The 11,908-nt window shown below is 74.7% G+C and carries 11 protein-coding genes and 1 pseudogene; 6 read left to right on the forward strand and 6 right to left on the reverse strand.

Features of this window, described 5'->3' with window-relative positions; all coding sequences use genetic code 11:
- The coding region (locus tag ACSNOD_RS20930; RefSeq protein ID WP_436768526.1) for a hypothetical protein at positions 1-452 on the reverse strand (452 nt) is incomplete at its 3' end.
- 269 nt (positions 453-721) lie between these two features.
- Between ACSNOD_RS20930 and ACSNOD_RS20935 the strand changes: the two are divergent.
- A pseudogene (locus tag ACSNOD_RS20935) lies at positions 722-835 on the forward strand (IS5/IS1182 family transposase); the annotation flags it as partial.
- Positions 836-850: 15 nt separating this feature from the next.
- Here ACSNOD_RS20935 and ACSNOD_RS20940 read toward each other — a convergent pair.
- The 5 genes from ACSNOD_RS20940 to ACSNOD_RS20960 form a co-directional block, all read right to left on the reverse strand.
- The gene (locus ACSNOD_RS20940; RefSeq protein ID WP_436768527.1) at positions 851-1,900 is read right to left on the reverse strand and encodes a helix-turn-helix domain-containing protein; all 1,050 of its coding nucleotides are present in this window, start codon (positions 1,898-1,900) and stop codon (positions 851-853) included.
- Positions 1,901-1,986: 86 nt separating this feature from the next.
- Entirely contained in the window at positions 1,987-3,054 is a 1,068-nt protein-coding gene (locus tag ACSNOD_RS20945) for a helix-turn-helix domain-containing protein (RefSeq protein WP_436768528.1), read from the reverse strand.
- Between the two features lie 370 nt (positions 3,055-3,424).
- On the reverse strand, positions 3,425-4,660 hold the full coding sequence (locus tag ACSNOD_RS20950) for a beta-ketoacyl-[acyl-carrier-protein] synthase family protein (protein ID WP_436768529.1): 1,236 nt from the start codon (positions 4,658-4,660) through the stop codon (positions 3,425-3,427).
- Positions 4,657-4,998: an acyl carrier protein gene (locus ACSNOD_RS20955; RefSeq protein WP_436768530.1), complete on the reverse strand. Its 342-nt coding sequence runs from the start codon at positions 4,996-4,998 to the stop codon at positions 4,657-4,659. Before ACSNOD_RS20955 ends, ACSNOD_RS20950 begins: the two co-directional genes overlap by 4 nt.
- A gap of 45 nt (positions 4,999-5,043) precedes the next feature.
- Positions 5,044-6,363 (reverse strand): WS/DGAT domain-containing protein, encoded by a 1,320-nt coding sequence (locus ACSNOD_RS20960; protein ID WP_436768531.1) that lies wholly within the window; start codon positions 6,361-6,363, stop codon positions 5,044-5,046.
- Between the two features lie 338 nt (positions 6,364-6,701).
- Here ACSNOD_RS20960 and ACSNOD_RS20965 point away from each other — a divergent pair, with 338 nt between their 5' ends.
- The 5 genes from ACSNOD_RS20965 (at position 6,702) to ACSNOD_RS20985 (ending at position 11,883) form a co-directional block, all read left to right on the forward strand.
- Positions 6,702-8,900 carry a SpoIIE family protein phosphatase gene (locus tag ACSNOD_RS20965; protein ID WP_436768532.1) on the forward strand — a complete coding sequence of 733 codons (2,199 nt, stop codon included), beginning with the start codon at positions 6,702-6,704 and terminating at the stop codon, positions 8,898-8,900.
- Between the two features lie 188 nt (positions 8,901-9,088).
- Positions 9,089-9,625, forward strand: coding sequence for a hypothetical protein (locus ACSNOD_RS20970; protein ID WP_436768533.1), 537 nt, complete (start codon positions 9,089-9,091; stop codon positions 9,623-9,625).
- On the forward strand, positions 9,607-10,752 hold the full coding sequence (locus ACSNOD_RS20975; RefSeq protein WP_436768534.1) for an MAB_1171c family putative transporter: 1,146 nt from the start codon (positions 9,607-9,609) through the stop codon (positions 10,750-10,752). Before ACSNOD_RS20970 ends, ACSNOD_RS20975 begins: the two co-directional genes overlap by 19 nt.
- Before the next feature lie 120 nt (positions 10,753-10,872).
- The gene (locus ACSNOD_RS20980) at positions 10,873-11,172 is read left to right on the forward strand and encodes a thiamine-binding protein (protein WP_436768535.1); all 300 of its coding nucleotides are present in this window, start codon (positions 10,873-10,875) and stop codon (positions 11,170-11,172) included.
- A gap of 126 nt (positions 11,173-11,298) precedes the next feature.
- Positions 11,299-11,883 (forward strand): NADPH-dependent FMN reductase, encoded by a 585-nt coding sequence (locus ACSNOD_RS20985; RefSeq protein ID WP_436768536.1) that lies wholly within the window; start codon positions 11,299-11,301, stop codon positions 11,881-11,883.
- Positions 11,884-11,908: the final 25 nt, after the last annotated feature.

Consider the following 11,908-nt stretch of genomic DNA (forward strand, 5'->3'; position numbering starts at 1 on the left):
ACGTAGTCGCCGCCCGAGCCGCACGAGGCCCTCGTGTCCGCGGTGTTGGAGATGTTCGTGCCTGTCGACCAGTCCCGGCTAGCCCATGGCGGCACGGACACCACGGCGGTCGTCAGGTCACCGGCGCCCCCGTTGTAGTACGTGCACTGATGCAGATTCAGGTACCTGCCCGCCGTTAGGTCGAAGGTCTTCACCACCGCCGAGTGGAGGACGTAGTCGCCGCCCGAGCCGCACGAGGCCCTCGTGTCCGCGGTGTTGGAGATGTTCGTGCCTGTCGACCAGTCCCGACTGGCCCATGGCGGCACGGACACCACGGCGGTCGTCAGGTCACCGGCGCCCCCGTTGTAGTACATGCACTGATGCAGATTCAGGTACCCGGTTGCAGCCGCTGCCCGGTGGCCACCGGAGGCGTGTACCGGCGCAGGTGCCGCGATGAACATGAACGCGCTCACTGCTGCCAGCAGGGCGGCTTTCCACGGACGTTGGCTTCTCGAACGAGCCATCTCAGACCCCCTCACTTCCTGGCCACACCGGCGGACCCAGGCGGCTCCAAGGAACACTCCACAGCAGAGCAGTCGGAGCCGATGACCGGTACATCTCCAGCCCGGAGTTCACCTATATGAGAGCGAGGGCAGGACCCGTCGGACAGGTCCTAGGGAGTGTCCGGAAAATCGATCGCTCGTTGCTCTGTTCGTGGTGCGTCGACATGAACTGACGGATGCGCTGCTTCAACCGGCTCAAGCAGAACCGGGCCCTGGCCACCCGCTACGACAAACGCGCCAGCCACTACCAGGCCGTGGTCACCCTCGCCTGCCTCCGACTCCGGCTCCCATGACTTTCCGGACACGACCTAGCCCCCGGGGGCCGTCGCCTCGCGGCGGTCCAGGGGCAGGGGGCGGCCCTGGAAACGGCCCGGGCTGCGGCCCGTCATCACCTTGCACTCCCGGCCGAAGTGCGCCTGGTCGCAGAAGCCCACCGCGGCCGCCGCCTCCGCCGCGGTGCGGCCGGACGCGAGCAGGCCCAACGCCTCCTGGAGCCGCAGCACCCGGGCGGCCGCCTTGGGGGCCAGCCCGGTGTGTTCGCGGAACCGCCGCGTCAGCTGGCTCTGCGACCAGCCCACCGCGCGGGCGAGCTCCGCGATGGGGGCGTTGCCGCGGGCGCGGGCGAGGTCGCGCCAGGCGCGGATCACGGGCGGCGCGGGGGCCGGGCCGGCCGCCGCCCAGCGGGTGAGCGCGGCGTTCAGCACCGCGAGCCGCTCGTCCCCGGTGGCGGCCGCGGCGAGCCGTTCGGTGAGCCGTCGGGCGCGGCCGCCCAGCGCGTCGGCCGCGTCGACCACCCTGTCGGCGAGCCGGTCCAGGCGCTCCCCGCGCAGGGTGTACGCGAACCAGGGGGCGAGCGTCACCTCCATGCCGTGCGGCGGCGCCCCCGCGGGCCCGTCGTACTCGCCCTCCACGGCGTGGACGTGCGGGCCGACCAGCAGCGCGCCGGGCGCGGTCACCCGGGCCCGGCCGGACGCGCCGGTCAGCCGCAGCTCGCCCTCGACGAGCAGCAGCAGGGTGACCGTGCAGGTGGGCAGCCGCAGGCCGTCGTACGGCCGGTCCGCCGGGGCGCGGAAGGCGCGGCAGGCCCAGACGCCCTCGGGCAGCGCTCGGCGGCGCCCGCCGGGGCGGCCCTCCGCGACGTGGGCTGCCCGTGCGGGCCGGGCGGGCCGCGGGGTGCCCGCCGGCCCCGGGGAGGCCCCGGCCGGGCCGTCGGTGGAGCCGTCGGCGGACGCCCCCGTGGAGGCCCGTGCGCCCAGGGGCCCGTACGGGCGTGGTCCGTCCGCCCACGCGATGAACGGGCTGGGCGCGCCCGCCGGGAAAGCCGCCGTGCGCGGTGCGATGCGACAGGGAACTGTCACGTGTGCTTCTCCTTCCGGTCGTTCGCGGGCGCGCGCGGCCGGCCGGGGAGACGGCGAGGCGTTCGACGGCCTTCGGCGGTGCGCGCTCAGGGAACGCCGTCGACGGCGGGTTCGGCCGCCGGCGAGGGTCCCGTCCCGAGCGTGCCGCCGGAGGGCCCGGAAGTCCTTGACGGCCCCCGCACGGCCGTTGACGGTTCACGCACGCCGCGCTCGTACCGCATGAGGAAGCGGTACTCGGTGGGGGTCATGCCGTGGACGGCGCGGAAGAGCCGGCTGAAGTGGGCGTCGCTGGTGAACCCCCAGCGGGCAGCGATGGCGTGGACGGGTCGGGAGTCCAGCCGGGGATCGGCCAGGTCGCGGCGGCAGCGCTCCAGGCGGCGCTGGCGTATCCACCCGGCGACGGTCAGGCCCTGCTCCTGGAAGAGCTTGTAGAGGTGGCGCGTGGAGATCTGGTGGGCGGCGGCGATGGCGTCGGGCGTCAACCGCGGGTCGCCCAGCCGCTGTTGCACGAACGCGTGGATGCGCGTCTGGAGGGCCCGGTGGTGTGCCTCGGGCGTCAGGGCGGACTCCGCCTCCAGGTGGTGGGCGCACCAGGCGGCCAGCAGGTCGACGGCGACGGTGGCCAGCCGGGCGGCGTCCGCCACCCGGTAGTGGGCCGCCTGCCCGGCGAGTTCGGTGAGGTGGCGGACGAGGAGCGCCCCCATCCCGGTGTCGCCGGCGAGCCGCACGGCGGTGATCCGGTCCAGCGCCTCGTGGCGGAAGGGGAACATCGCCTTGGGGAAGCGCGCGACCATGCCCCGGACGCCGGCGCCGGCGGGGTCGGCGGCCTCGCTGTGGAAGGGCCGGGAGGTGTCGTACAGCAGCAGGTCGCGCGGGCGCAGCAGCGCCTGTCTGCCACTCTGGGCGAGGCCGACGCTGCCCTGCAGCGGGAGCAGCAGCTGGTACGCCTCGGGGTCGGAGCGCCGGATGAGCCGTGGGGTCCGGTGCAGCCGCAGGGGCGGGTGCGTCAGCTCGGAGACGTGCACGGCTCCGAAGTCGAGCACGCGCACGCAGGCGCGGAAGTCCTCCGGGTCGGTGTCGTCGGTCCCCTGGACCAGGGTGGGCACCATGGCGTGGAAGGCCGTCTGGCACCACCGGTCGAACCGTTCGCCCACGGGTAGGTCCTCGCTGCGGACTACTGTTTCGATCACCATGCCCCCCACTGCTCGTACCGGCGAGCCGAACGGCTCGCGACCCGCCGTGGCTCCCCGACGCGGCTCCTCGACGCGGCTTCTCGACGGGGCCCCGGACGGCCGGGGAGCCGCGGCGGAGCACCGGTCGCGGGCCCCTCAGGCCGCGGGCCCGCCCCGGATGGTGCACAGGGGTGGGTGGAGTGTCGCTGGGGCGCGCGGGGAAGAGCGAAGGGTTTCGGACGGCGCGCGCTCGCCCCCGTACGCCCGACGGCGTACGACCCGTCGCGCGCCGGGACCGTACGCGGCTCGGACCGTCGGCTCGGACCGTCGGCTCGGCCATCGGCTCGGGCCGTCACGGGGTGCGGAAGACGAGCGCGGTGTTCTGGCCGCCGAAGCCGAGGGAGAGGGTGACGGCGGTGTGCAGCGGGCCCTCCCGGGGCGTGCCCACCACGACGTCGAGATCGAGGGCCGGGTCCTGGCGCTCCAGGTTGGCCGTGGGGTGGACGCGCTGCCGGACGAGGGCGAGGACGGTGCACACGGCCTCGATGGCGCCGGCCGCGCCCAGGGCGTGGCCGATGACGCTCTTGGTCGCCGTGACGGGCGGGGCGTGCGGGAACAGCTCGCCCAGCACCCGGCCCTCGATCAGGTCGTTGCGCGGGGTCGAGGTGGCGTGCGCGTTGACGTGGTCGATGTCGCGGGGCGCGAGTCCCGCGTCCGCCAGCGCGCCCAGCAGGGCGCGCCGCGCGCCGTCGCCCTCGGGGTGCGGGGCGGTGGGGTGGTGGGCGTCCGCCGTGGAGGCGGACCCCGCCAGCAGGGCGTGGACGCGGGCACCGCGCCGCCGGGCGTCGTCGGGCCGTTCCAGGACCAGCATGCCCGCGCCCTCGCCGAGGACGAAGCCGTCGCGGTCGGCGTCGAAGGGGCGCGAGGCCCGTGCCGGGTCGTCGGTGCGGGGGGAGAGCAGGCCCATGCGCCAGAAGGGCAGGGCGGCGTAGGGGGAGTTGCGCGCGGACTCGCTGCCGCCGGTGATGGCGACGTCGCAGGCGCCGGAGCGCAGCAGTTCCCGGGCGATGCCGATGGCGGTGGCCCCGGACGCGCAGGCGGTGGAGGTGCACAGATTGGGCCCCGTCGCGCCGAGGTCGATGGCGATCTCGCCGGCGGCCATGTTGGGCACGCTCCGCGGCACCATGGTGGGGCTGACGGCGTCGTGCCGCCCGGCCACCAGCTTCGGGTACTCGCGGCCCCCGGACTCCTGGCTGGTGCCGCCGACGCCGACGACGACCGCGACCCGGTCGGCGTGCCACGCCCCGGGGTCGAGGCCCGCGTCGCGCACGGCCTCCCGGGCGGTGAGGACGGCGAAGTGGATGAAGCCGTCGGTGCGCCAGGTCAGCCGGCGGCCGAGGAGCGCGGCCGCGTCGAAGTCCGGCACCCGGCAGGAGAACAGGACGGGCGTGTCGGCGAGGACCGGGTCCGGGCTCGCGGTGGACTCCCCGGCGCACAGCGTGTGCCAGTTGGCCGGCACGCCCACGCCCGCCGGGGAGACGAGGCCCAGCCCGGTGACGGCGACCGGCTCGCCGCGTGGGCGGGTCACGGTGCGCCGCCCAGGCGACCACCGCGGGCCTCGCGGGCGGGGGCGCCGGTGGGGGCCTTTCCGGTGCCGTGGCCGGCAGCGGTCCTCGTGGCGCCATGGGCGGCGGCCAGCACCGTCTCCAGGCGGCTGACGGTCTCGGCGAGCGTGGTGCTCGGGTTGATGTCGCTCAGGTGCTCGGCGACGGCGACCCCGGCCCGCTGCTCCAGGATGACCAGGAGCTCCATGAACGCCAGGGAGTCCATGCCCAGTTCCGCCAGGGTGGCCTCGGGCCGGACCTGTTCCTCGTCCACTCCGAAGTGGCCGGTGAGTTGTTCCTTGATCTCGGCTTCGACATCCATGCGTGTGCCTCCAGGGTCGTGTTCGTCCGTGCCGGCCGGGGTGGCTCACATGGGTTCGTCGCGGGGGACGTCCGCGTTCCGGGGGGTGGCCCGCCGCGTCGGCGGCCGCGCCGTCGGCCCCGCCGCCCGCTCCAGCCGGTCGATCTCCCGCAGCCACAGCCGGGGCAGTTCCTCGCCCCCGGCGACGGCCCGGTCCACCACGAAGGACACACAGGCCGTGTCCCCGTAGTCGCCCAGACAGACGGAGAGCGCCTGCCCGGCGGGCAGGAAGACCAGCGGCACCATCTCGGTGACCGTGCGGCCGAACAGCGACATCCGCTGCCGGGGGCCCGGCACGCGGGTGGCGAGCAGGGTGACCCGGGACGGGTGGAGGCCCAGGAGCAGCAGGAGGAGCCCGAACCGGGCGGGCAGCAGCCGGGTGAGGGAGCCGACGTCGGGCGAGCGCACGGCGCTCCTGATGCGGTCGGTCCTCCGCCTCACCTCGGCGAGGCGCCGCACCGGGTCGGTCTCCCGGCACGGCAGCCGTACCTGGGTGCCCGTCAGCTGGTTGCCCATGCGGCCGCCGGAGTCGCCCCGGCGCAGGTTGATGTACACGTGTGCCCGCACCGGCCGGCTGCCGCGGAGCCAGTGGTCGTCCGGCGCCCAGGCGCGCAGGGCACCGGCGAGCGCGGTGAGATAGAGGTCGTTGACGGTGGCGTCGTACCGCCCGGCGATCCGGCGCAGGCGGTCCAGGTCGACGGCCCCCCAGCAGTAGTGCGGGCGTCCGGTGAGCGCGATCGCGCCCCGGGGCAGCGGGTGGCAGGCGGGGCGCGGGCCGTCGAGGAGTTCGCGCCCCTCCCGCAGCGCGGTGGTCAGCCGGGTGCGCGGGGGGCGGCCGCGGACCGGCTCGCGCGGGCGTCCCCCGGGGCGCCCGGCCGCGCCGGCCAGCAGGCGGTCCCCGAACTCCGACAGCAGGGCTCCGTCGGTGTGCCCGTGGTGGAAGCGGACGACGAAGGCGAACCGCCCCGGGGCGTAGCCGTGCACGATCCAGATCCCCCAGGGCACGGCCGGCAGGGGTTGGGCGGAGACGGCGTCGAGCGCGTCGCGCAGACCCTGGTCGCCGGAGCCGGGCGGCGTACGGTGTTCGAACAGGTGGTCGTCCACGGAGTCGGTGCTCCCGGGCGCGGAGCCACCGCCCAGACCGGGGTAGGCCTCGACCCCCATGGTCAGCAGCAGCCGCAGGTCGTCCCTGCTCGGCGTCTCCCCCGTGCACAGGAGCGCGGCACCGATCGCCACGGACGAGTGCGGATACGCCTTCTCGTACTGGTACCAGCCCCTGTCGAACGGGCTGGAGCCCGGCGCGCGTCCCGTGGTGGCCTCGGCCATGCGGTGTCCCCTCGCTCGGGAGTCCACTGGTGGATACGGACATGACATACCCGTCATGTCGAGGGAAAGGCCCCGTAACGGCATGGGCGTGGGACGAGCGGATGTGTCCCGTCGGCCGGGCACGGGGCCCGCACCACTCCGAGCGGTCGCTCGGGCCGCGCGCCCCCGCGCTGAACGGAACCCGCACCACCAATTCCGCTTCCCGTGCGTCCCCCGGTGCCGCCGCCCCCGCGCCGTTCCGAATGTCCCCTTTTGCACCACCGAGGAGATAATTGGTGGGCGTACATGCCGTCCGGACCGCGCGCCGGCCGTCGGACGGCGGAGGAAAGGGAGCACCCGTGCCACCTGACCGGCCGAACGACGAGGCGGTCCACGGTTCCCTCCGGTCCGAGCCCGGGTCGCTGCTGGAGAACGTGGCCGTGGCGGTGCTCGGCGTCGACGACGACAACCGCATCTGCTACTGGGGCCCCGGCGCGCACGGCCTCTTCGGCTACACCGCCGAGGAGGCCCTGTCCCGTCCCCTCTCGCCCTTCCTCGCCCCGGCGCCGACCCGGTCGCGGCCCGGGGAGGGCGAGGAAGTCACCCGGATGCTGGAGCGCGGCCGCGCGGACGGCTACTGGCGCGGGCGGCTGACCGTCGGCCACCGCGACGGCACCGTCTTCGACTGCGGCTTCCGCGCCTTCCCCGTCGCCGGCCCCGGCGGCCGCTCCGTCGTCATGGCCCTGGCGAGCCGCAGCGACGAGCTCGACCGGGTCAAGACCAATCTCGCCTTCCTCGACGCGCTCTTCAAGAACTGCCCCATCGGGCTGGTGATGCTCGACGAGGACCTGCGGTACGCGCACGTCAACCAGGCGCTCGCCGACATGGACGGGATGTCCATCGAGGACCACCTCGGCCGGCGGCTCGGCGACGTCATGATCACCTCGGACGGCGGGGCGTACGAGCGGCTGCTGCGGACCGTGGCCACCGAGGGCCGGCCGATCGTGGGCATGCTGGTGGGCACCCGCACCCCCGGCCGCCCCGACCGGGACCAGGTGCGCTCGGTGAGCTTCTTCCCGCTCAGCCGGGCGGTCGGCACTCGCCCGGGCGTCGGCGGTCTGATGGTCGACGTGACCGACCGGGAGCGGGCCATCGTGGAGGCGACGGCGAACCGCCAGCGGCTGGCGCTGCTCAACCGGGCCACGGCCCGCATCGGCACCACCCTGGACCTGCGCGTCACGGCCCAGGAGCTGGTGGACGCCGCCGTCCCGGAGTTCGCCGACGCCGCCGTGGTCGAGCTGGTGCGCTGGGCCGACGAGCGGGAGGTGTTCGACCCCTCGCTGCCGCTGGCCACCCGGCGGATCGCCACCGGAACGGTCCTGCCGCCACCGGCGACGGCCCTGGTCAGCGGGCTGGAGAACGTGCGCTACCCCGCGGGCTCCACGCTCCACGAGATGCTGCGCACCGGCCGCCCCATCGCCGCCAGTGTCGATCAGGAGTTCATCGACCGGACCGTGCTGGACCCCGCCCGCGCCCGGCTGCTGGCCGACAGCGGACTGGAGTGCCTGATCCTGGCCCCGCTCATCGCCCGGGACACGATCCAGGGCGTCGCCATGTTCGGCCGGGCCGGGGGCCGGCCCGCGTTCACCGAGCAGGACCTCAAGCTGGCCGCGGAGCTCGCCTCCCGCGCCGCGCTCTGCCTGGACAACGCGCGCCTGTACAGCAGGGAGCGGGACATCGCGCTCACCCTCCAGCGCGCCCTGCTGCCCAGCTCGCTGGCGAGCGGCCCCCATGTCGACATCGTCCACCGCTATCTGCCGGGCGGCCGGATCACGGAGGTCGGCGGCGACTGGTACGACGTGGTGAAACTGCCGCGGGAGCGCGTCGCGCTGGTCGTCGGGGACGTCATGGGGCACGGCGTGCCGGCCGCCGCCGCCATGGGCAAGCTCCGGATCACGGCGAAGGCCCTCGCCCGGCGGGGCCAGGAGCCGCAGGAGCTGCTCGCCGAGCTCGACAGCATCGCCCAGGAGGCGGGCATCGAGTTCGCGACCTGCCTGTACGCCGTGTACGACCCCGCCACCGGCCGGGTGACGATGTCCAGCGCCGGCCATCCGCCGCCCCTCGTGCTCCACCCGGACGGCCGGATCGACACCGTCGACGACGTGCTGGGCGTGCCGCTGGGGGTCGGCGGGTGCGCCTTCGAGTCGACCTGCGTGGACCTCCCCGGGGGCGGGACGCTCGCCCTGTACACCGATGGCCTCATCGAGGCGCCCGGCCAGGATCTGGACCAGGGCCTGCGCGCGCTCCGCCACGCACTGCGCGACTGCGGCGCGGCGACGGCGCGGGACCACCGCGCGCTGGAGGCCGCGGCGGACCGGGTCCTCGCCCGCCTGGTGCCCGGCCCACCCGTCGACGACACGGTCCTCGTCCTGGCCCGCCTCCACCGCCGCGGGGCGCGACCGCGCCCCGCCGGGGCCGCGCCGAGCGACCACGCCCACGCCCTGCCGAACGCCACGGAAGAGACACGCGGAGCGAAGCGATCCGGCCGGAGCGTTTGATCGGCGGACAGGTGTCCGAACGCGGACTAGGGTGGACGATCGATGAGGATCGTCGAGAGCGGACCGTCGAGGACGGACCGTCGAGAGCAGGCTCTCCGAGCGGGCCGCGGGGTGACGTGATGCGACGCGACGATCGGTACGAGGTCATCTGTCCCCCTGCCCCGACGAGCCCGGGAGAATCGACCGAGATGCGCTGGAGGCGTCTGCGCCGGCGGTGCCAGAAGGTGATCGGCGACATCGCGCTGCCCGAACCGTTCTCCGCCCAGCGGCTGTGCGCCCAACTCGCCGCCGACCGCGGCCGTCCGCTGCGGCTGCTCACCCTGCCGACCCCCACGGTCCCCGGCACCCCGTCGGGCATCTGGCTCTCGGCGGAGCGCGGGGACTACATCTTCTACGACGGCCAGACCAGCCCCCTCCACCAGGAGCACATCATCGTGCACGAGATCGGGCACATGGTGTTCGACCACTGCTCGGCGGTCGACGACCGGCGCCTGTTCCGCCATGTCGACATCGCGGACCCGGAGTCCGTGCGCCGCATCCTGCCCCGGCTGCGCTACTCCGACGAGCAGGAGCAGGAGGCGGAGATGATCGCCAGCCTCATCCTGGAGGCCGCGGGCCGGGTGCCGGCGCCCACCGCGCTCTCCGGGATGCTCGGCGGGCTGGAGTCCGCGATGGGCCTGCGAGGGCTGCGGCACCCGGGAGCGGCATGCCCACCTCGCTCTTAGAGACGGTCGGCATCGTCGCCCTGTGGGTCGTGGTGGTCGCCCGCGCCCCCCAGGGCGTCCGCGACCGGGAGCAGCGGCCGCTGTGGCTCGCCATCCTCATGATCGCGCTCGCGATGTCGATGCATCTGGAACCCGTCACGGCCGTCCTGGCGCGGGTGGTGCCCGGGGCGCACTGGGTGGACCTGACGAAGCATCTGTTCAGCATCGTCGACGCCGCCGCGGTGCTGTGGTTCATCTGCGGCGCCGCGGGGCGCCGGCGGCACACCGCCCTGGTCTTCGGCGCCGCCCTCGGCGTCATGGTGGCGCTGGTGCTGCTGGACCTCGGCGCGCCGCCGCACGCGCGCAACCGCATCGAGCCGTCCCCCGAGGCCCCGGGGGTGCCCGACGCCTACTGGGGGCTCTTCTTCGCCTTCCATCTGATCGCCGACACCACCTGTGGTGTCGTCTGCTGGAGCCAGGGCCGACACGGCACGCCGCGGCTGCTGCGCTACGGGCTGCGGCTGTTCGGCACGGGCATTCTGCTGGCGTCGGTGCTGTGGGGGCTCAAGCTCGCCTATCTGGCGACCCGTTCGCCCGCCTTCGCGCCGCTGTTCTCGCCGGTCACCGGCGTGGAGGCGCTGTTCATCGCGGTGGGTGTCGCGCTGCCGCTGGTGGCGCGCGTCGCGGAGCTGTCCGAGGTGCGGCGGACCCACCGCGGCCTCGATCCGCTGTGGCGGGATCTCACCTCCGCCACGCCCGACGTGGTGCTCGCGCCGGCGCATCGCCTGGCGGCGGTCCTGGTGCCGCCGCAACTGCGCCTGTACCGCAGGGTCATCGAGATCCGGGACGCGATGATCGTGCTGCGGAACTACGTCAGCCCCTCGGCCCTCGACGCCGCCCGCCGGCATGTCGACGCGCAGGGCGTTCCGGAGCGCCAGGTGGAGGCGTACATCACCGCCTGCTGGCTCAGCGCGGCGCTGCACGCCAGGCGTACGGGCGCGCCCGCGGAGACCCAGACGGCCAATCTCGCGGGCCCCGGGGCGAACGGCCTCCCGGACGAGGTACGCCATCTGCTGGCGGTGTCCGCCGCGTATCGGTCGCCGGCCGTCGACGCGTTCCGGACGTCACTGCGCGGTGCGACCCGCTGAAACCGGCGGCGCGACCCGCCGAACCGGAGAAGCCGCGGAAACCCGGGAGAACCCGAGAACCGAGAACCCAGGAACCCGAGTCATTCGAGAAATTCGGGAAATTCGAGAAAGAGGAAACCTGTGCTCATCGCCTTCGCCCTGACGCCCATGGGGGTCGACGAGAACGTCGCCGACCTCGTCGCCGACGCGGTGAGGATCGTCCGCGAATCCGGCCTCCCCAACCGCTCCGACTCGATGTACACGATGATCGAGGGCGAGTGGGACGAGGTGATGGACGTCGTCCGCCGCGCGGCGGAAGCGGTGGCCGCGAAGGCGCCCCGCGTGCAGCTGGTGCTCAAGGCGGATCTGTGGCCGGGCATGGACCGCCCCCTCGACGGCAAGATCGCCCTCCTGGAGCAGCGCGTCGCCGACGCGCCCTGACCGGGGGCGGCTCGGGCCGGGGAGCGGCACCTGTCGGGGAACGGCACCGGTCGGGGCACCGCGGCGGCTGACGGGGCGTCGCGGCGGCTGGCGGGCCGCCGGCCCGACGGGCGGTAGATTGAGCGGATGTCCTCCTCGCCCGTCATCCTGCTGCTGTCCGGAAGTTTGCGGTCCGGTTCTTCCAACGAGGCCGTCCTGCGCACGGCGCGGGCCGTGGCGCCCCCGGGGGTGCGCACCGTCCTCTACGACGGCCTGGCCGCCCTTCCGCACTTCAACCCCGATGACGACACCGACCCGCTGCCCCCGGCCGTGGCCGGGCTGCGGGCGGCGATCGACGAGGCGACCGCCGTCCTGATCTGCGCCCCGGAGTACGCGGGCACCCTCCCGGGGGCGTTCAAGAATCTGCTGGACTGGACGGTCGGCGGCACGGAGATCTGCGACAAGCCCGTGGCCTGGGTGAACGCCGCCGCCCCGGGCCGCGGCCGGGGCGCGGAGGCCACGCTGCGCACCGTGCTCGGCTACACCGGCGCCGCCGTCGTGGAGTCCGCCTGCGCGAGCGTCCCCGTGCTCCCCGCGGCGATCGGCGCGGACGGGGTCGTCACCGACCCGGTGGCGCGGGAGCGGATCGGCGAGGTGCTCCGGGTGCTGGCCGGGCTGCCCGCTCCGGCGGCGGAGATCCCCGCGGAGACCGCCGTCGCGCCCGCCGGCTGACCGGGGTCGGGGGCCGGGCCGGGGC

Origin of the sequence: Streptomyces sp. URMC 123, from assembly GCF_051386515.1 — a bacterium.
Classification (GTDB): Bacteria; Actinomycetota; Actinomycetes; order Streptomycetales; family Streptomycetaceae; genus Streptomyces.